General features: G+C 39.8%; 17 protein-coding genes and 1 pseudogene. 10 read left to right on the plus strand and 8 right to left on the minus strand.

From position 1 onward, the window contains the following. Positions 1–313 precede the first annotated feature (313 nt). Positions 314–691, minus strand: coding sequence for a response regulator (locus MSBRW_RS07530; RefSeq protein WP_011308239.1), 378 nt, complete (start codon positions 689–691; stop codon positions 314–316). 437 nt (positions 692–1,128) lie between these two features. Here MSBRW_RS07530 and MSBRW_RS24210 point away from each other — a divergent pair, with 437 nt between their 5' ends. From MSBRW_RS24210 to thiE, 4 genes are all read left to right on the plus strand, one after another. Beyond that, a complete protein-coding gene (locus tag MSBRW_RS24210; protein ID WP_155398148.1) occupies positions 1,129–1,230 on the plus strand; it encodes a formate dehydrogenase accessory sulfurtransferase FdhD in 102 nt (33 codons plus the stop codon). 144 nt (positions 1,231–1,374) lie between these two features. Beyond that, complete coding sequence (locus MSBRW_RS20175) at positions 1,375–1,794, plus strand: formate dehydrogenase accessory sulfurtransferase FdhD (protein ID WP_052305932.1); 420 nt, start codon at positions 1,375–1,377, stop codon at positions 1,792–1,794. 231 nt (positions 1,795–2,025) lie between these two features. After that, positions 2,026–2,811 (plus strand): hydroxyethylthiazole kinase, encoded by a 786-nt coding sequence (thiM, locus tag MSBRW_RS07540; protein ID WP_011308238.1) that lies wholly within the window; start codon positions 2,026–2,028, stop codon positions 2,809–2,811. Between the two features lie 164 nt (positions 2,812–2,975). Continuing rightward, the gene (thiE, locus tag MSBRW_RS07545) at positions 2,976–3,638 is read left to right on the plus strand and encodes a thiamine phosphate synthase (RefSeq protein ID WP_011308237.1); all 663 of its coding nucleotides are present in this window, start codon (positions 2,976–2,978) and stop codon (positions 3,636–3,638) included. 246 nt (positions 3,639–3,884) lie between these two features. Here the strand turns inward: thiE and MSBRW_RS23300 are convergent, their stop codons facing one another. Both MSBRW_RS23300 and MSBRW_RS23305 read right to left on the minus strand, forming a co-directional pair. Continuing rightward, positions 3,885–4,292 (minus strand): hypothetical protein, encoded by a 408-nt coding sequence (locus tag MSBRW_RS23300; protein WP_198137171.1) that lies wholly within the window; start codon positions 4,290–4,292, stop codon positions 3,885–3,887. Further along, positions 4,258–4,644 carry a hypothetical protein gene (locus MSBRW_RS23305; RefSeq protein WP_052305930.1) on the minus strand — a complete coding sequence of 129 codons (387 nt, stop codon included), beginning with the start codon at positions 4,642–4,644 and terminating at the stop codon, positions 4,258–4,260. Before MSBRW_RS23305 ends, MSBRW_RS23300 begins: the two co-directional genes overlap by 35 nt. Before the next feature lie 771 nt (positions 4,645–5,415). Between MSBRW_RS23305 and MSBRW_RS23310 the strand changes: the two genes are divergently transcribed. Continuing rightward, positions 5,416–5,634 (plus strand): DUF2284 domain-containing protein, encoded by a 219-nt coding sequence (locus MSBRW_RS23310; protein WP_198137170.1) that lies wholly within the window; start codon positions 5,416–5,418, stop codon positions 5,632–5,634. A 223-nt stretch (positions 5,635–5,857) separates the two neighbouring features. On the opposite strand, the gene MSBRW_RS07560 is transcribed toward MSBRW_RS23310, so the two are convergent. The 3 genes from MSBRW_RS07560 to MSBRW_RS07570 all read right to left on the minus strand — a co-directional run bounded on the left by MSBRW_RS07560 (position 5,858) and on the right by MSBRW_RS07570 (position 9,041). Then, positions 5,858–7,219 (minus strand): DUF7343 domain-containing protein, encoded by a 1,362-nt coding sequence (locus tag MSBRW_RS07560; RefSeq protein WP_011308234.1) that lies wholly within the window; start codon positions 7,217–7,219, stop codon positions 5,858–5,860. 145 nt (positions 7,220–7,364) lie between these two features. Continuing rightward, positions 7,365–8,492, minus strand: coding sequence for a hypothetical protein (locus MSBRW_RS07565; protein ID WP_052305928.1), 1,128 nt, complete (start codon positions 8,490–8,492; stop codon positions 7,365–7,367). 216 nt (positions 8,493–8,708) lie between these two features. Then, the gene (locus MSBRW_RS07570; protein WP_011308232.1) at positions 8,709–9,041 is read right to left on the minus strand and encodes an ArsR/SmtB family transcription factor; all 333 of its coding nucleotides are present in this window, start codon (positions 9,039–9,041) and stop codon (positions 8,709–8,711) included. 862 nt (positions 9,042–9,903) lie between these two features. Between MSBRW_RS07570 and MSBRW_RS07575 the strand changes: the two genes are divergently transcribed. Further along, positions 9,904–10,281, plus strand: coding sequence for a hypothetical protein (locus MSBRW_RS07575; RefSeq protein ID WP_011308231.1), 378 nt, complete (start codon positions 9,904–9,906; stop codon positions 10,279–10,281). A gap of 405 nt (positions 10,282–10,686) precedes the next feature. Here MSBRW_RS07575 and MSBRW_RS21965 read toward each other — a convergent pair. Continuing rightward, positions 10,687–10,890: pseudogene (locus MSBRW_RS21965) on the minus strand (zinc ribbon domain-containing protein); the annotation flags it as partial. 548 nt (positions 10,891–11,438) lie between these two features. On the opposite strand from MSBRW_RS21965, the gene MSBRW_RS07580 reads away from it, so the two are divergent. The 3 genes from MSBRW_RS07580 (at position 11,439) to MSBRW_RS23315 (ending at position 15,648) form a co-directional block, all read left to right on the plus strand. Beyond that, on the plus strand, positions 11,439–12,794 hold the full coding sequence (locus MSBRW_RS07580; protein WP_011308230.1) for a TIGR00297 family protein: 1,356 nt from the start codon (positions 11,439–11,441) through the stop codon (positions 12,792–12,794). Between the two features lie 414 nt (positions 12,795–13,208). Then, positions 13,209–13,751: a DJ-1/PfpI family protein gene (locus MSBRW_RS07585; RefSeq protein WP_011308229.1), complete on the plus strand. Its 543-nt coding sequence runs from the start codon at positions 13,209–13,211 to the stop codon at positions 13,749–13,751. A gap of 88 nt (positions 13,752–13,839) precedes the next feature. Then, the gene (locus MSBRW_RS23315) at positions 13,840–15,648 is read left to right on the plus strand and encodes a SagB/ThcOx family dehydrogenase (RefSeq protein ID WP_011308228.1); all 1,809 of its coding nucleotides are present in this window, start codon (positions 13,840–13,842) and stop codon (positions 15,646–15,648) included. Positions 15,649–15,799: 151 nt separating this feature from the next. Here the strand turns inward: MSBRW_RS23315 and MSBRW_RS07595 are convergent, their stop codons facing one another. Next, positions 15,800–16,921, minus strand: a complete 1,122-nt coding sequence (locus tag MSBRW_RS07595) for a DUF21 domain-containing protein (protein ID WP_011308227.1) — start codon at positions 16,919–16,921, stop codon at positions 15,800–15,802. A gap of 825 nt (positions 16,922–17,746) precedes the next feature. Between MSBRW_RS07595 and MSBRW_RS07600 the strand changes: the two genes are divergently transcribed. Further along, on the plus strand, positions 17,747–19,225 hold the full coding sequence (locus tag MSBRW_RS07600; protein ID WP_011308226.1) for an MFS transporter: 1,479 nt from the start codon (positions 17,747–17,749) through the stop codon (positions 19,223–19,225). Positions 19,226–19,281: the final 56 nt, after the last annotated feature.

Raw genomic sequence — 19,281 nt, forward strand, 5'->3', positions numbered from 1 at the left:
TTCTGGGGTTAGTGAATTTTAATGAATTCCCTTGATTTCTTCCTATATGATTTTTGCCACAAAAATTCAGAGAATGAGATACGAGGTCACATTTTTGCAGAATTCCCGATTTATTTACTAACAAAATATCTAACTATCTTTCAAAATATCTAACAACAGATGTTTAAAAATTAAAGAAAAGCTCACGGTAAAGAATCGGAAAACCTGAATAACGCTATTTGGGTATCTATAGTAACTTGCTTGATTTTAAAATCTATATAAGGAGTTAATAACTTGCAAAAGTTTGAAAACCAATTATAATTTCACTTTCAAGTTAGTTTGGCTCGGCAATTATTCTAATTATATTCAACATCTCGGGTTCAAAAGGACTTACCATAAATCCCATAGCGCCAATTTTTAGAGATTCCGTTATGATGATCTGCTGACCAAGAGAAGAAAACATTGCCATCTTTGCTTCCTGATCTATAACGAGAAACTTGTTCAGCAAATTTCTCCAATTCATATTATCTGGCACGTTATCCGGCACCATTATATCCATCAACACGAGGTCTGGTTTTACCTCCAGATATCTTTCAATGGCTTCATCGTCGTCAGCCACTTCAGCAACTACTTCATGTCCATGTTTAAAAAGTGTATCCCGGAGCGCTATTCGCATAAACTCAGCATCTTCTACAATCATAACTCGTGCCATTTATCATTCCTTCTTATTATTTTTATAAAGATAACTATGTTATTCCATGTTTTTCACTCATGAATTTTATAGCTGAATACTCCTCAGCTTGCCTGTAAAGGATAACTTACTCGTAAATTTAAAGAACTAAATGGCGTTAAACTTTATTAATTTTTTCGTTCAGAGTATATAAAGAGTATGTCCGATCTTCCTGTAATTGCGCCATTATTTCGAACAAACGGTAATATGAGAACAAGCTTTTACCTGTAAAATGCCCTGAGAAGGTCGACCTGCTTATTGAAACCGCTGAGGAAATCGCTCTTATGGCAAAGGAGTATGGTATAAGGATGTAACAGCGTAATCCTGTATAAAATATGATAATAGGTAAATGATCCCGTCGTCTCATAAAATTGTAATTGAAGTGCCTCTTTTAGTCTTAGGGCTCTATATTCACCGCTATGATAAGCCCGACGCTGCTTGAAGAGTTTATAACAGGATTTTTATATACGGAAAGGATTATCCGCAAGTTAGAGGATATCGAATCGTTGCACATAGAATAAAGTAGAGATAGAAATATAGAAAAAAGCAGAAATAAAAGCAAAAAACTAGATGTCACCGGCCCTCTCAGTGTTAGTGTTCTGACAGTGTCCTGACAAAAAAGACCCGTTTGCAATTATGCTTTCAGGCAAAACGGTTCTTTCGGAATGTGGAGGCGATCCTTAATATTTGGGTATGGACCGGCTCCCGAAAATCCAGTCGGTCTGGTCACTGATGTTTCAACAATTAAAACTAATGAAAGAAACATTGATCTCAGACCTTTATACCAGAACAAGCGGGATACATATTGTAGGACTTTCGGGCCGGAAGGAAAGATCTGCGTAATAGAAGATATTGGCAGGCATAACGTCCTTGACAAGGCAATAGGTTACGGACTGAAATATGGTGTGGACTTCTCAAGGACAATTGTAACCTGTCAAGGAAGGCTTTCTTCTGAGATGGTAAGAAAATGCCTCATGGCTAATATCCCTGTTATCGTATCCAGAAGTGCAACCACTACGCTTGCCATAAGCATGGTAGAGCAAGCTGGCCTTACTATTATCGGCTTTGCCCGGAACCAGAAATGAATATTTACACAGGCGTGAAAATGGTAAGAAATGAGTAATTGCAATCTTTCCAAAGGAAATCTTGACCACAGCCTTTCCAAAGGAAGTCTTGACCAAAGGGTGACGAATGAGTAATCTATTGCAGATGATTTCTGGTTACAATAATCTGATCGAAATCTCTGGTACAAGTGTCAATATGCGGATAAATCACTCTTTTATATATCACTCTTTAAAACGTTTTTGAGGAATTCTATGAATGACCCATTAAAAACAATAAGAGAAACAAAACCACTCATACATCATATAACGAACTGGGTAACGATCTACGACTGTGCAAACATGACAAGAGCTTTTGGTGCGCTGCCTGTAATGGCGCATGCCTCTGAAGAATGTGCTGAGATGACAGGGATTTCATCGGCTCTTGTACTTAACATCGGAACCCCGACATCCGAAATCATTGATTCCATGCTTCTGTCTGCTGCCGCTGCAAACGAAAAGAAAATTCCGGTCGTGCTTGACGCAGTCGGGGTCGGAGCTACGAAATTCAGGGACGAAATGGCTGCAAAAATCCTTGGTTCCGTCCGTGTTGATATCATAAAAGGCAATTACTCGGAAATTGCAAAACTGGCAGGCGAAAGCGCTGAAACTAAAGGAGTTGAGGCAACTTCGATTAATGCGGACCCTGTAAAGATTGCAAAGCAATTTGCAAAATTAAGTTCCTCCGTTATTGTGATGACAGGAAAAGAAGACATTATAAGTGACGGAGAGAGGGTTTTTATTGTTAAGAACGGGCATGAGCTTATGGGGTCGATTGTCGGAACAGGATGTATGGCTGCATCTGTAATAGGTTTGTTTGCTGCAGTTAACCCGGATTACTTTGAAGCGTCCAGAGAAGCGTTATGTTACTTTGGGGTTGCAGGAGAACTTGCAGCTCGAGAATCAAACGGACCAGGAAGTTTCAAGGTTAACCTGTATGATGAAGTGTTCAACCTGTCGGATGAGAAAGTAAGAAGTATGATGAATTTTGAAGAACAGTAAGTTTCGAAGAAAAACGGAAAACGATAAGTTCTGAAAATAAATAGAAAAACAGTAATTTCCGAAGAGAAAAAGGTAAATTAAGTAAAAAGAACCATAAGTTCAGAAAAATGAGATTATAAAGAAACGTTTTTAAAAAAACGTGCTTATCGGATGGATTAAGCATCATGAAACAGAAAGGCTTCAGCCGGAAAAGTTCCCTTTTGAAAGAAATCGATTTCTATCTCGTGACAGATTCCGGACTCTCAATGAAAGGGACTTTATCCGATGTCAGGGACGCAGTTGAGTCAGGCTGCAGGATTGTTCAGTACAGAGAAAAGGATAAAAGTACGAAAGAAATGGTCGAAGAGGCTTCCGAAATCAAGAGGATCTGCAGCGGCAGGGCAATATTTCTGGTAAACGACAGGATCGATGTTGCTTTAGCAGTTGACGCGGATGGAGTCCATATCGGCCAGGATGACATGCCTGTTGAAACAGCAAGAAAGCTCCTTGGTGAGGATAAGATAATCGGCCTTAGTGTAAATGACAGGGAAGAAGCAGTCTTGGCGGAAAAATTAGGGGCTGACTATGTGGGTCTTGGCCCAATATTCGATACTGCTACAAAAAAAGATGCAGGAGAGGGAATTGGTCCACTTAAAATCCGAGAAGTTAAAGATGCAATCAAGCTTCCTGTAGTTGCTATTGGCGGGATAAATAAAGAAAACTGTGAGAGTGTTATTCAAAACGGAGCTGACAGTCTGGTCGCAATTTCTGCAGTTGTGTGCAGTAACGATGTAAAAAGAGAAGCTAAGTACTTTATTGATATGATTCGGAGAACCAGAAAAGCATGAGAAGACAAAAAAGTATGAGAAGAAGTGAAAAGGATTTATTCTCTACTTTTCTCCACCTCATGCCTGCATTTTCTGAAGAAACTCCCATTTTAGAGCCTTTCAGAAAGTCAGTAATGCATGTTAAAAGTTACAGTAGATCTACAATATCGGAATAGTAGGTCTACGATAATCAGAGTATTCGTTCCGGTTTTGTATATTGTATATTTTAAAATTTATACAGTAAGCAACTACTTTTTGGATAGGTTCTTAGCTTGTTACGTTCATTTCACCCAGGTAAGGTCCATGCCAGGTGTGCACCCAAATATGGCCGCTAAAAGCATTAACGCTCAGCATACCCTCTGTCTCATTTCGCCCGAAATCGAAAGTATAATAGCCGGGCATTGCGTGCGATTCCTGGATTTGTGCCCCAGGTAGGTAACCAGTAAGGAAATCCTCTGCCAGTTTTTGTGCTCCAGCCAGGTCGTAATCCGTGCCTCCTGCTCGAGTTCTGCCAGCTCCAAAGCGTGTGTTCCACATCATATTTGGCCCTGGCTCAGGATAGGTAGCCCCAGAATAGCGGTCCACCAGTATTTCTGCTATGTCCTGGTTGCTGGCTGTATCGTTCAAAACAGCATAATAATTACTGCTGAATGACATGGCGTCCTTTATTTTCACGTTTGGGCCATACTGAGTGGCAAAGCTTTGCATATTTTTCAGTGCTTTGCATATTTTTCAGTGCCTCATCCTGGGCTATGGGTTTGGATTCCGGATAGTATATCGCCATCATATTGCCCATCATCATATGTCCTCTCATTCCAGGGCCGTAACTGTAATTGTAGCTGTAATTGTAGCCTGGATAACCCATCATTCCAGGTCCCATCCCCGGTCCAGGTCCATAGCTGCGATTGTATCCTTGATTGCCCATCATTCCAGGCCCCATTTGTCCTTCAATGGGTTGTACCAATGCAATTATTATTCCTATACATATCAGTAGCATTACGGACTTTATTGATCCAGATTTGATCACTCTATTCCCCCACTGCATGCCTAATTTGGCAAGTTAAAACTTACTACGAAATATATTATATAAAATATTATATAAAAACTTATTATACTAACAATTCTTCTGAATTATTTTCGCGTAAATAAATGAACAACTTTACGACCTGAACTTGGTAGATTTTATTAATTAATACAGTTTACTTAAAAAAGCTCATTTCATCGAAATAATCGTTTGGAAAACAAGTAACGTAAAAAGTCAATAGATGCAGAATAGAAGTTTAGATTCTCTGAAAAAAACAGATGAATGAGGCCTGTTTATTCACTTTACACTGTATACTTCTGTCAAATCAGAATCACAAAACCAAGGGTGTAATTTCAAAAAGGACTTTGTAGAAAAACTATCTAAATCAGATTTAAGGTTCAGCTTTAAGATAGTGAGTAAGAGCTTCTCCTAAAAAGTACCGCTGCCCTGAATGCTATTCATGAACATACGAACAACACAATGACGATTGATATGCCTTTTTTATTAAAAATGAATTTTTAGAATGAGTTATTTTATCGTCAACAGACATAAAACCTGAGGACTTTGACTTTCTTGTGAAAAAAGCTCTGGAACTGGAAGCAATTGACGCAAAGATAATTCCCACTTACAATGTCTTTGTAGAGAAAAGAGTTTTTAAAATGCAGGAGGCTATATAGGATACGGAATAAAGCTGACATGCCCGGCACATGTTCCGATTGAGGTAACAAGGAAAAAGCTGCAAAGTTCTGGAAAAATTTTGACTATAGCAAGAAAATGACGTCTTCAATGCTGGAGCTTGAAAAAACAGTTTTTAATGAAAGCTTCACCTTCGCAGTTGCATTTGTGAACAGTTCAGGCAGGCTATGTGAAAAATATAATGTGGAAAAGGGAATCTGTATCCATTTGAATATGGCGAGAAGTCCGGAACATGCTGTTGGGAGCAATATGAAAAAAACGGCTGTGGAACCGGTATGCCTCTGTAACTCCCTCTAAAAGGGCAGCTTGAGCCAATGTCAATTCTATTGATTGACTGATTGACTGTGATGGTGACTGATGGTATAAATTATAATTGAATGCTATTTTGAAAATTGTAAAGCATGGTAATTAGTGACTAACTAATATTTGAAAAGTTTTTGATTTGAGATCTTACAGGCAAATTCCTAAAAGGGTGGGCCTAAAAGTATTATGAAATACTGAGAACTGAAAATATCGAGTTTCAGCGTTCTTCATCTCTCAGGATAACAACGTTCCCACGACCCCGCTTGAATTTCTCAATCAATTCTCTTCTTTCCAGGTCTGCAAGCATGAGGCTAACCTTTCCTTCGGAATACTTCAGCTTGCTTCGCAAGTCTTTCTGTGTAATCCTACCTCCCTGGCCTCGAATTATATCCATGACCTCCTGGAGGTCAGCGGGAAGCGGGAGCTTTTTCTTGGAAGCAGGAGTTTCAGTTTCAGGACTCTCTGCGGACTGATCTTCAGCTTCAGAGGAAGTTCCCTGTTTTTCTTTCTGAGGCTCAGATTCAACCAGTTTTCTTTCTTTCTCCTGAGAGTCCACTTTATTCTCTTGAGAGTCCACTTTAATTTCTTCAAAGTCTTCCTGAACTTTCTCTTTCGGGATTTCAGTTGATAATTCTGTCACTGCCGGTTTTACCTGTTTATTCGCAGGTTCTTTTATTGATTCTTTTACAGGTTCTTGCAGAGATTTATGTACCGTCTCTCTCACAGGTTCTTCGACAGGATCTGCTACTGATTCTGTTGAAGATGCAGTTTCGAAAGGCTTTATCTGAGATTCCTGTACCTGAGATTTCAGCGCGGGCTCTAAGCTTTCGTTAGGAACTTCTACCCTTTCGTCATGGACTTCTACTGAGAGTTCGGACACCTTAACTGGTTTGAATAAGTCTCCTGTAGAATGCCCCTTTCCAACTGCTTCTGTACCTGAGATTCTATGTACCTTTTTTAAAGGCTGATTTTTCTCTACTTTTTCTATTTTTTTATCCTTTCTGGAGATCAGGTAGCCTGCTGCAAGCAGGAGGATAAGTGAAAGAGTTACCAGCAGGTAGTTCACATTTATAGGGCCAATTCCGCTCTGGTCGACTAAATTTATGTTACTCGAATTATTCTTGCTTGCTGTCGAATCTGTGGATGTCTTTGTTAGCAAATTTGTTGTATTCGAGGATAAGTTTCCTGTGGTTCTGTTCGCGTTTTCGGAAAATTCGTTTACTCCGGAACTGTCCATAAGTTCATCGGAATAAACTGGAAGAAGCAGGAGGTCGAGTACATAATTTCCTTGATTTTCAATCTTAATAGTCTCTTCTGCTGAATAAGTTAGGGTGCTATTTTGATAGTACCTGGCTGTAATTTTATAATCTCCAGGTACCAGGTCAAAAGAATACAGGCCATATTTTGCCACCATAGACTGTGAAGGAGTGGAGTTTACTTCCACCACGGCATTTTCCAGAGGCTCGAAGGTGTCCCAACCGTACACCGACCCATGTACTGTGGACGTGCTGTCCGCTAAGGCAGGTCCAACTAAAGCAAGTACAGTAGCAATACAAATAAAATAGAGCCTTAGATTCATTTTCTATAAACCCAGAGTTACATTTTGGTTTTCTATTTTTTCAGGCCTTTAATATGCTATTTAAAATTTATAGCCTCGCCCGAATAAAGTTTTTCCTGCTTCACATATTTGGATAAACTATGTCGATATCTGTAGTATTACTTCCTTACTGTGCCTGATTCGTATCATTGCCTTTTCCATCAGGTCCATATCCGAAATTATCATCCTTCCTATCAGGTCTGTAGTCGGCATCGTCATCCTTTCCATCAGGCCCTTGTCCTATATTATTGCCTTTTCCATCAGGCCCATACTCTCCTGAATTCATTCCATCTTCAAAAAAAGGTTTCGGCCAGTTATCTTCTTTTACTGTCCTACCATCTTCTTCAACTCTGTAGGTACCGTTTCCCTGGAAAACTAGATAACCTTCTCCATCTGCGGTGAGAGTAATGTTTTCGCTGTTTAACATTACTGTCTTACTGGAGCCAGAAACCTTTACATCAGCAGAATTTATGTGGTACAGGCGCACCTGATCAGGGGCGTCATTTTTCTCTTCAAACGTGTAGTTTCCATTTATGTCAATCTCGGAATCAGGGGAAAGGCCCATTATTGCCATTTCTCCGTTTTCTAAGTGCAGGTTAAGAGTGAAACTGCCCAGAAGAAGAACTTTTCCTGTTCCTGCCGAAATAAGCCGGGATGTGTTGGTTAGTTCCTCACTTGCAAACGTCAAAGAACTAAGTTCCTCAAAAATATCTCTTAGGACATGATTAGCTTGAATCATACACTTCTGAGACTGGATCAAATAATCCCTTTCCATATTTTCGGATGAACCGGTATATTGATTCGAATTCTCAATTGAGCTACTATTTTCTGCGGCTGCATCTGCAAGGGCTCGGTACTGCTCTGCTTCTTTTATAAGACGGTTATACTTTTCAAGCAGGACTTCAAGCTTACTGACATCTTCCCCTTCTTCTTTATAGTGCTCAATCCCGTCTTCAAGCCGTACTGAAATAGCCTCTGCCTTCTCGATATTTTTGTCAAGGAGAGATGTTGCATGTCTCAGAGTATACATGGAATAAGGGTCTGGATGAAACTCGCCTGGGGGTGAATCAGGGAAACGCATGTCTTGCATTTCATGTTCATCATGATTCAGAAGCCCTATATAGGGATAAAGAATAGTCCTGTATAGATCTGGACCTTTATATGTAAATACCTGAGCCTCCTCACCAACACAGCCTGAGATCACGATAACACCTGCAAGTATAAGGAGGAGCAGGGACAGAAGTTTGATTTTCATACTGGGCCACGTCCTATGGAAAGAACTCATTGCTGGACTGTACCTTTTACTCGAGTTCGTATATTAATATTTGGTTGTTTTTAAAAGCTTTTCTCAGAAAAAATGAAATCATTCTGGAAACTCTGAGACCTGTAATTAACTCTATGATAATTTTTGGGTTTCCTGCCTCTGGGATTTCCTGCCTCTACGCATTTCCCAAGCTGCCTTGCCAGGATTTCATAATAAAATAGGAGTTTCCACGTTCTCTTTTGCGGGCAGAAAAACAATTACTTTTTTCGATGCCTCATAAACTTTTATTTCTCTTCCTTTCTGACTCCATTTTACGTGCCTTACTCTAATCATTCCGGCTTCCAGAAGGGAGTCCAGATTGTATTTGAGAGTATTCAGGCGCACTCCAAGCTCATCGGCAAGGTTTCCTGCCGACATTGCCTTCTTATTAAGCAATTTAAGAATTCTGATTGAAGTTTCACTTGAAAGAATTCTGGCAATTTTTCTGGAATCTTCGGAAAGCTGCAAAATCAGCAATTTTTCCTCCGGGTTATCAGGCATTTTTATCCCTGCTACATTTTTTTCTCGTATTTTTAAGTTTCGAAATCCTTTTAATTAACTCATTAAGAAATTGAGTCAGGAACCATCGAATTGATATTGCAGGTTCTAGTACAACACATGGTAGTACAACACATGGTTTCCTCGTAATCTTTTTCGATGCTTTTATAAATGCTTTGATCGTTTTTGATTACGGCACAAAATTACATTGTGACATCATATCTCTGGGTCTATGGGTGGGATGTTACTATCGATATGTTCCTGACAAAGATGTTATATCTGAATTTAAAAATAAAAGAATACTTACTTTTTTAGGAGTATTAATTGATTAAATTTACAATTCACACTTTAAATAAGATTATTTTGGGATTTAACCCTTTATAACACTTAAATAGTTCATTTTAAAGGCATATATTCCTTTAAAGGTCCAAATTGGGTTTTTTCTTACATTAGGCTATTTTTCAAATTAAGAATCGTTCTAGTTTCTAGATTATAATTTTCTATTGTTATGAGGTTATATAAAGAATAAAATAAGGAAACTTAGAGAATTTAATTCAGAACCAATTTGAACTGAATTTTCCAATATGACAAATAAATAATATTTATTTTATTAAAAAATACGATATCTAGAGAGCTCAATAAGTATTAATTACAGAATTTACTTCCTTTTATGTAATATAAGGTTTAAAAATGCTTATTTTCCGAATTAAGTTCTGTTAGTCATGTTATATCTGTAAGTAATTTTATATTTAATACAATATAATTTAAAATTGTCAAGCGGCGGATGGTTAATGGCCAGATAGCCGGTATGGACAAAATGACGTCTATTTGAGAAAATGAGGTAGATAAAATAAGGAGTGGACATATGGGAAAGAAGATATTTGATAGAATAAAGAAGACAGTATGTATTTTAATGCTGGTCTTTTTTGTATCATCAGTAACTATTGCATCAGTAAGCGCAGCTTCGCAAAAAACTGAGAAGCAATGGGGCAATGAAAAAAATCAATGGGAAAATGAACAGAATAATTGGAACAAAGAGAAAAGAAACTGGGAAAACGAGCAGAGAAACTGGAACAATGAGAAAAAGAAATGGAATAATAAGAAACATGGCGATGATTACAAAAAATGGGAAGCTAAGTATAAAAAATGGCAAGATACATATAAAAAATGGCAAACAAAATACAAGAAATGGCAAGGTAATCATAAGAAATGGTTAAGTGGATATAATACCAGATCCCATTGAAACAGGCGGTGAAAACCGAATGTAAAAAATGTTTAAGACTAATTTGAAAAACCATAACTGACTCGTAAAACCCTCTATTGGATTTCAAAACGGAAGATTCTTTACCAGTTGTGTTAAAGAACCTTTCTTGATTGGATTTACGCAGTTGAGAAGCAAAATAAAGCATGAGCAAGTCTATCATAATTATTATTGATTAGACAATTTGAAATTTCATGCTACTTTTTTCCCGATTCAACTGCGCAGGTCCTTATAAAAGATCCTGATAACGAATGTATTTCTTTTGCATGAACTACTCCTTCCTGAAGCCTTCGCCTTCTGGCTCAGTTTCGAGGAAGAAGTTTCTTGGTTCATTCTTTCCTATATTGAAGACAAGTCACACAAAGCCTTTCAAGAGTTCCGCAGGTGTCAGAGAACTATAAGGTTTTGATTTTGAAGTGAGTATTTTTTGATATTGATTGCAGCATTAATGTCCCTATCATGTTTTGTTTTGCAATCAGGACATTCTCATTCTCTATCTTTTAATGTCAAGTCTGAATTATAATATCCGCAAACGTTACAAAGTTTAGAAGATGGTTTAAATCTTCCGATTCTCAGGACAGTTTTACCGAACAAAGAAATAAATAATTTTTGTTAAAGGTTATTTTTTGAAGTTGACGGCTCTCATCCTCCACCTGCCATTTTCCGGCTTTCGCTGGAAGCTGTAGAGGACGAAGACTTACCTACTTAAAGTAAAAACTAATATTTGGGAAACTTCAGACATATATACTGTTTAGAAATCCTGATAAATAGACACTGTTTGGAAACTCTTAAAAATAAATGCTGTTTGGAATTTGGAATCCAGATGCAGTTTGAAAAAGAGAAGTAGATTAAGTTTGAAAAAGAGAAGTAGATTAAGTTTGAAAAAGAGAAGTAGATTAAGTTTAAGAAACCCGGAATAACAAAATGTGGAGCAAAAGTTATTTTATTCATTGAATAATCTCTATACAATTTAAAAGGTTTGTCTAAACTCCTTCCCGATCGCAACTGCTAAAACAGATATTTTTAAATTTTAATACAATTTTTAAATCATCTCTGAAAGAAAAACAACTACTTATTTATAAAGATAAGCTTATTCTATGTAGCTTTCAATAATGAATAAAAACAAAAGATGTCTTATAATGAACAGAGCTGCCCGATTCACTAAAAACGGGAATTTCTGCCAGGGAATTCCTGTAATGCATATCCTGTATCTCCTGCTCATTCTTATAGCTCCTTTTGCAGGGGTGAATCTTCTTTTTATCTTCTCTGTCGTTCTTTTCCTGGGGATACGGTTTTCTGGAAAAAACGTTTTGTGTGACAGAGATGCTACCAGCCTTATTTTTTCTCTGGCTTTCATGCTCTTTGTTTCCGTGATTTCGGGGAGCTTTTCTTATACATATCCTTTCTACATAGTGCTCGCCGCATTTGCGATTGCGGCAGTCGGAAACCATAAAACCTCTTTTTCGGAAACAGATTCTGTACCTGATTCTTCTTTAAGGCGGAGGACAATCAAAAAGAGGAGTTTTTCAATACTCTGGAGTTCGGCTTTCCTGGCACTTCGGATTGCTGCTGCATTCTTTGCCGCAAGCTGGATTGTCTACTGGCAGAAACTGCCTGTTTCATATAACCTGATTTTCTTTATAGCTGTTATCGGGGCGGTTACAGGTTCTCTTTTCGAGTCAATCCCCTCCAAAATAGACAAGAATATTTCTGTGCCGCTGGGTGCAGGCATGACAATGTGGATTTTTGAAGATTTCAGGTACTGGGTGTCTCCTGAAAAAATGGTCGTAGCACTTGTATTCTCATTTATCCTGGGTGTGCTGGCTTACAGAGCTAAGATTGCAGATGTCTCTGCCCTTTTGAGTGCTGCCCTTTTGGGAGTCCTGATAATTGTCTTCAGTGGGCTTTCCTGGTACCTGCTTCTGCTCACGTTTTTTATTCTTGGAGGCGGGTTTACAAAGTATAAATATGCATACAAAGAATCCATAGGGATTGCACAGGCTAAAGACGGTATCCGGAGTTATGAAAATGTATTTTCGAATAGTACAGCAGCCCTTGCCCTTGCAGTGGCATACGGGGTTTTCCCGGAGCACAGTCTTCCGATCATTTATGCCTATATGGGTACGGTTGCAACAGCTACAGGAGATACTCTGGCAAGTGAAATAGGAACAACAGCAAAAGGAAGGCCAAGAATGATAACAACCCTCAGACTCTCGGAACCCGGAGTTGACGGAGCCGTATCATTGCTTGGCGAATTTGCTGCAATCTTCGGTTCTGCAGTGATAGGAGTCCTTGCATACTTACTGGGGATCTCGGATAATTTTATATTAACAGTCCTTATTACAACCGCAGGAGGGTTTTTCGGAACAAATGTGGACAGCTTCCTTGGGGCTACGCTTCAGAAAAGGGGAGTGCTTTCAAATAGCGGAGTCAATTTAATGGCGACTTTTGCAGGGGCAGGAATCTCTGCTGTTCTGTATTTTCTTATAACGTGAACCGGGTACGGAACAGTCTTATTGATTTCTATTATTGATTTCTATTTCCTTAGACTCTTTCTGAGGCTCTCAGACCCTTTACGCTGTTTTTAAGGATTTTCAGGTAATTTCAGATTTTTCAGGTTTTTCATAAATTTCTTCGGGCTTCAAAAACTTTTTCAATATCTGAAAATTTTTTTAGTCTTCTTATATATTTTTTCCGGCTTCTTACACATATCTCATGATCTTTCTACTTTTCCTCGTTGTCTTCCTACTTTTTCCCAGAATCTTTACATATTTTCTCAAGCTGTTTATTCTTGAAAAGAAGCATCCATTTATATCTTCATTACATATCCTTAAGGAAACAGGATTATTGAACCATTTCACTTTTCATTTCTTCGACTCTTAATTTTCAAGCTTACAGGAGGTAAACAGATGACAGAAACCGAGTATAAAGATAAGAAAATCCTGCTTGTAATCGCCCAGGAGCAGTTCAGAGACGAGGAGTGTTTTGTTCCGAAACAGCTTTTTGAGGCTTCAGGAGTAAAAGTTACTGTTGCAGCCGAATCTAAGAAAACGGCTAAAGGGATGCTCGGAGGAACAATCAAACCTGATATCGCGATATCAGATGCCAGAATTGACGACTATGATGCAATAGTAATCTCAGGAGGCTCAGGCTCTAGAAAATACCTGTGGGATAGCAAAGCTCTGCAGGCACTCGTAAAAGAAGCTGATGACCTGAAAAAGGTGATCTCCGCGATCTGTATTTCCCCTGTAGTACTGGCAAGAACAGGCATCTTGAAGGACAAAGAGAGCACAGTCTTCAAAAGTCCGGATACTGTACGCGAACTTAAGGAACATGGGGCTATCTATCTGGACAGGGAAGTAGTGGTTTCGGGCCGTGTGATCACAGGGCGAGATCCTGCAAGTGCTGATGTGTTTGGAAAAGCCGTACTTGAGGCCCTGAAAAAAGTTTAATTCTCATCAAAGATCCTGAAATACAGATATCCTTTATCGAGTAAGTTGTCTGAGAACTAGATTCCTCCAGTTACCGGGTGTGCTTATTATGACAGCGGAACTTGAAGCCATACTGGCTTATCACCAGGCAAGTAAACACAACTTCAAAGCTTATGCTCCGGGTCCTCACCGCCTGGATCTACCTATCAAGCCAGATCCCTTCCTTAACTATCGTGGAACTCGACTTTTTAATCTGGAGATCTGGAGCAATGAACAAATAAAAGCTGAGACTTTTCCTGCCTATGAACAGGCTTTCTCACCGGAAAAACTCAAGCCGTATGGGCTGAGTGTGAAATCAATTTCCAGGCTTTTTTTTGACAGCTTTGCCATTTCTGCCTGGAAGAAAGCAGAAAGTACAAAATGGGCTCTTCGCGTCAATCCCTCAAGCGGAAACCTTCACCCTACTGAGGTTTACCTTCTTTCCGGTCCTGTGAAGGGGCTTCTGAAAAACCCTTCTGTCTGCCATTATGCTCCTTTGCCTCATGCCCTTGAACTCAGAGCGGAACTTTCGCCAAAGACCTGGAAGCTATTAAGTTCGAGCTTTCCTGAAGGCACTTTTTTCGTGGGACTGAGTTCAATTTTCTGGCGGGTTTCCTGGAAATATGGGCTCAGAGCTTTTCGATATGCTCAGCATGATATAGGACATGCAATTGCTGCCCTTACCTTTGCTGCTGCCGGACTCGGCTGGAAAACAAGCCTTCTTGCAGGCATGGGTTCGGAAGAGATTGCAGTGCTTCTTGGCATTTCCAGAGAGAAAGGTCCTGAAAAACAGGAGCCTGCCTGTCTGCTTGCGGTCTATCCGGCAGGAAAAACCTGTACAAAAGGCAGGATTTCTTCCGGCGCGATTCCTGCTTTTAAAAATCTTTCCTGGAAAGGCGTTCCTAACAGTTTAAGCCCAGGGCATGTTGAATGGGTAGGTCTCGAAAAAGCGTCCTCGGCAGCTCAAAAGAAGGGAACCGATTACCTTGAGAAAGAAGAAGCAAAAGAAGAAAATGAAGAATTAAATGAAGAATCAAATGAAGAATCAAATGAAGAACTAAATGAAGAACTAAATGAAGAACTAAATGAAGAACTAAATGAAGAATTAAATGAAGAACTAAATGAAGAGTCAAATGAAGAACCAAAATCCTATATGCAGGCTGCTTCATCACTAAAAGCCAGCAGCTTCAGGAACCTGTCTGAGCTTGATACAGTTCCCCTACGCGGAGTTATCCGAGGAAGGAGAAGTGCTATTGAGATGAATAACAGCGCATACCTGGAAAAAAATACTTTCTATGCGATGCTGCAAAGAACCCTTCTGCAAAACAACCCGATCTTCAATTCCCTTGCTTTTGGTTCCTTTACTCACCTGCTTCTTTTCGTGAACCACGTAAAGGGTCTACTTCCGGGACTTTATATTTTCCTCCGCAAACCCGAAGAAAAAGAGAGGATTAAAGCTGCAATCAGGCCGGACTTTTTATGGGAAAAGCCAAAAAATTGCCCGCCAGACCTTGAGCTTTATCTGTTGGTGGAAGAAACTCTGGATTTTTTTGCAGCTCAACTTTCCTGTACGCAGCGAAAAGCGGCCGATGCCTGTTTTACGGCTTGCATGCTTTCGGAGTTCGAAGGGCCTCTGAAAAAGTTTGGGGCATGGATATATCCGTACCTTTTATGGGAATGCGGAATTCTAGGGCAGCTTCTTTACCTTGAAGCTGAAGCATATGGTCTAAGGGGCTGTGGGATTGGGTGTTTCTTTGATGATCCTTTGCATGAAGCTATAGGGCTCAAAGGGCTTGAGTTCCAGGACCTCTACCATTTCGCTGTTGGCTATCCACTTCCAGAGATAGGCGTTAAAACTCTTCCTGCATACGAAGAGTAACTTACTATTTCTTTTCTCTGCTTTTTATTCTCTTATCTACTTTTTTTATATTCTTGTTTACTATTTTCTCTTTTTATTTTCTTGCCTACTTTTTAACTTTTTTATCTCATTCTCTAATTTTTACTCTCGGTTATTTTCTTGTCTGTTATTTTCATTCTTTTTTCTGCTCTTCGCTTTCTTTCTTCTTTCCTCTTCTCAAACTTCTTCTGACAACTCCAGGCTGGGAAGGCGGAACAGGCGTCTCGCACCCTGATTTCAGGTCACACTCCACTACAATTCCCCGTAGCAGCCGGCCCAGAATGTCCGAACCCGTAATAATTCTTTTCTCCTGGTCCCAGTAGAGGATAAGATCCTGATCGATCACGTCATCTTCAGGGTATTGCGGATACACCTTAAACTGCCGGATTACTTTCTCAAGCCTGGTTTTGGGAGATCTCACCACAACCGGGAAGTGGCAGTAAGAAAGCGGAATAAATGGGCCTTTCTTGTAGACTGCATCCCTTAGGAAGCCGTCCGCGTCAAGCACCATGACAGGCTCGTCCTGAGGGTTGGTAATGATTACCCATTTTTTTCCGGAGGCTTCTATCTTTTGCAGAAAAGGATCTTCTGGTTCTCTTTTGAAAGGAGGAAATACCGGACGGTTATTTTCAACCGGGAGTGAGATTATGCTTCTCTGGTCTATTAGCGAGCCTTCATCGGAGATACTGACGTCGTCTATGGAGAGAAAGTTCAGAGCCCCTATTCCCTCAAAAGTGCCAATATCAGACTTTCCCGACTCAATATGCTTTTCGAGCATAATCCGCATGGACTGTTCCTTGAAGAGTTCAAGTTTTTCCCTGCCGAGCCACCAGTCAAGAATAAGGGCCGTAGGCTTGGCTACCGGATAGAGCAGCATCTGGTAGAACCGGACTAAAGGAGTTAGTTTTGCTCCAATTGAAAGGGCATTTCGGGAAAAATAAGCCTGGGGTACAATCTCTCCAAAACTGGTGATTACAAAAGTAGAGAAGAGGAAAGCTGAGGCTCCTGTCAGCACGGAACCTGTAAGTAGGGCAATCAGGACATTTATGCCTACATTTCCCCAGAGCAGTGTCGTAAGCAGGAAGTTTGAGTCCCGCCGGATCTGCAGAATTTTGATAGCATCTTTGCTGTCTGCTTCGGCTTCAATTTCAAGCCTGAGTCTACCAAGGCTGAAAAGTCCAATTGTCATTCCGGAAAAAATAGCGGACTGCACCAGGCAGAATATGATCAATATCCAAATAATAATTTCATTCATTGTGAGTCTATAACCTCTATGATCTTCATATTGGCATAATTTAGCATAATTTAAGGTTTAATCCATAGGTAAATTATAGGTTAATCCATCAACGATTTTCGTATAAACGTAGGTTTAACGGCTTAAACCGTCAATTTTTATATATTTAACTGGGTCGCAGTCATTTTGTAAATTTGGTTTTCTGGTTTTGCATTACGTCGGCTTGTTGTAAATTTAGCTTTAAAATATAAACTTAACCTTAAGATTTTACCTCGTCTTAACCATTAATTTATTTTAAACTTCATGAAGTTTTAACAGTACTGAAAGGAAATTTTTGAATAATCTTATTTCTAGATAGTCTTAATTTAATTATTGCTCCATTCTAATAGTTTAATTTGTGTTTTCAAATTATTGCAAGTCTTTTCAAAAAAGGTTTGAGAGAAAACCCCTGGCAACTTTTGATTTTGAAGACTTTATCCCCAAACCTTATCGACGTGATCACAAGCCTTTTTTGAAAAGGCTTGAGCGAAAAACCATTGATGAATCTAAAACATCATGTCGGCGTGATCAACCGGCACAACTTGCGGCACAAGTCTTTTTTGAAAAGACTTAAGCGAAAAACTCAGCAACGACAAGATCAACATCGTAACGATTGCTTCAAGGTTTTGCTTCAGCGTAATGTTTAATACAAACAAACTGTACTAAACGACCGATTAGTCAGCCATAACGAGGAAAAGTATTAATGAAGAGGATCATCTCTGAAATAATCTATCCTTCATATTAATCAATTGCGATTTTTCTGACACCATAAGCCGTAGATAACGACCCTTCTGATAAGTGATACACATGAAAAAAGATACAAATAACGCCGGGTCACCCGCCAAAGTTCCGGAAATCTACAATACACCTGATGCTCCTGTTGTCGGTACAGGTAAACAGGTCGTGCTTTTCATTGCGATACTTTCGGGATTTATTACCCCTTTTGATGGTTCGGCAGTAAATATTGCCCTGCCTGCGATTGGGGCCGAATTTCACATGGATGCTATTGCTCTTTCCTGGGTTGCGACAGCTTACCTCCTTTCATCAGCATTGTTTCTTGTCCCTTTCGGAAAAATCGCAGACATCTATGGAAGAAAAAAAATTTTCCTCTATGGTATTACGCTCTTCAGCTTTTCGTCTTTAATTATGACCATGGCTTCTTCATCGGAAATGCTGATTGGAATACGGGTTATGCAGGGTATCGGGAGTGCAATGATTTTCGGGACAGGCGTCGCCATCGTTACCTCAGTCTTCCCGCCCGGTGAGCGTGGAAAAGCTCTTGGTACCTATATAACTGCAGTTTACATTGGGCTTTCTGTTGGTCCTTTACTCGGAGGCGCGATGACGCAGTATCTTGGCTGGAGGAGCATCTTCTTCGTAAATGTTCCTATAGGCATTACAGCAATTCTCCTGATCTTATGGAAGATCAAAGGTGAATGGGCTGAGTGCAGAGGGGAGAAGTTCGACCTGACAGGATCAGTCATATACGGTGCATCGGTAGTTGCAGTAATGTACGGTTTTTCAGTTCTCCCGGACTTTAAAGGGGCTGCTCTCTTAGCTATGGGAACTCTTGGAGTAATTATTTTTGCTCTATATGAGATTAGAACACCTTCTCCCGTACTTGATATTAGTCTACTGACAAAAAACAGAATTTTTGCCTTTTCAAACCTATCTGCGCTAATCAATTACAGTGCTACTTACGCAGTGACCTTTCTTTTAAGCCTCGATCTTCAGTACACGAAAGGCTTTACTCCTGAACATGCCGGATTTATCCTGGTAGCACAGCCAGTTATCATGGCTATGGTTTCGCCAATTGCCGGCCGGCTCTCTGACAGGATTGAACCGCGGATTGTTGCGTCCGCAGGGATGGCATTTACTGCTCTTGGGCTCTTCCTTCTAATTTTCCTTACAGAAACAACTCCTATCTGGCACCTCATAATCACCCTGATTATTCTTGGTATAGGTTTTGGGCTTTTCTCGTCTCCAAACACGAATGCAATCATGAGCTCCGTTGATAAAAGATTCTACGGCGTTGCATCGGGGATGAACGGGACTATGCGGCTCCTTGGGCAGATGCTGTCGATGGGTATCGCAATGATGATCTTTGCAATTGTTATCGGTCCTGTAGAGATCACGCCTGAATATTACCCCCAGTTCGTTTTAAGCCTGCATTATGCTTTCACGCTGTTTACAGCCTTCTGTATTCTTGGAATATTCGCATCTCTAGTGAGAGGAAAAAGGAGTCCTGTAGCTCACGCCAGTATTCCTGAAAAAGGCAAAAAATAATACGTTAATCCTGTGTAATTTCATGTAATCGTTGTGTAAATTATTTAATCAAGGTG

Source organism: Methanosarcina barkeri str. Wiesmoor (genome assembly GCF_000969985.1).
In the GTDB taxonomy this organism is placed as follows: domain Archaea; phylum Halobacteriota; class Methanosarcinia; order Methanosarcinales; family Methanosarcinaceae; genus Methanosarcina; species Methanosarcina barkeri_B.

Bases quoted from the DNA above. Each gene is read 5' to 3' on its own strand.
- MSBRW_RS07530 (WP_011308239.1), bottom strand. From the start codon at position 691: ATGGCACGAGTTATGATTGTAGAAGATGCTGAGTTTATGCGAATAGCG.
- MSBRW_RS24210 (WP_155398148.1), top strand. From the start codon at position 1,129: ATGATAAGCCCGACGCTGCTTGAAGAGTTTATAACAGGATTTTTATAT.
- MSBRW_RS20175 (WP_052305932.1), top strand. From the start codon at position 1,375: ATGTGGAGGCGATCCTTAATATTTGGGTATGGACCGGCTCCCGAAAAT.
- thiM (WP_011308238.1), top strand. From the start codon at position 2,026: ATGAATGACCCATTAAAAACAATAAGAGAAACAAAACCACTCATACAT.
- thiE (WP_011308237.1), top strand. From the start codon at position 2,976: ATGAAACAGAAAGGCTTCAGCCGGAAAAGTTCCCTTTTGAAAGAAATC.
- MSBRW_RS23310 (WP_198137170.1), top strand. From the start codon at position 5,416: ATGACGTCTTCAATGCTGGAGCTTGAAAAAACAGTTTTTAATGAAAGC.
- MSBRW_RS07560 (WP_011308234.1), bottom strand. From the start codon at position 7,219: ATGAATCTAAGGCTCTATTTTATTTGTATTGCTACTGTACTTGCTTTA.
- MSBRW_RS07565 (WP_052305928.1), bottom strand. From the start codon at position 8,492: ATGAAAATCAAACTTCTGTCCCTGCTCCTCCTTATACTTGCAGGTGTT.
- MSBRW_RS07570 (WP_011308232.1), bottom strand. From the start codon at position 9,041: ATGCCTGATAACCCGGAGGAAAAATTGCTGATTTTGCAGCTTTCCGAA.
- MSBRW_RS07575 (WP_011308231.1), top strand. From the start codon at position 9,904: ATGGGAAAGAAGATATTTGATAGAATAAAGAAGACAGTATGTATTTTA.
- MSBRW_RS07580 (WP_011308230.1), top strand. From the start codon at position 11,439: ATGAACAGAGCTGCCCGATTCACTAAAAACGGGAATTTCTGCCAGGGA.
- MSBRW_RS07585 (WP_011308229.1), top strand. From the start codon at position 13,209: ATGACAGAAACCGAGTATAAAGATAAGAAAATCCTGCTTGTAATCGCC.
- MSBRW_RS23315 (WP_011308228.1), top strand. From the start codon at position 13,840: ATGACAGCGGAACTTGAAGCCATACTGGCTTATCACCAGGCAAGTAAA.
- MSBRW_RS07595 (WP_011308227.1), bottom strand. From the start codon at position 16,921: ATGAATGAAATTATTATTTGGATATTGATCATATTCTGCCTGGTGCAG.
- MSBRW_RS07600 (WP_011308226.1), top strand. From the start codon at position 17,747: ATGAAAAAAGATACAAATAACGCCGGGTCACCCGCCAAAGTTCCGGAA.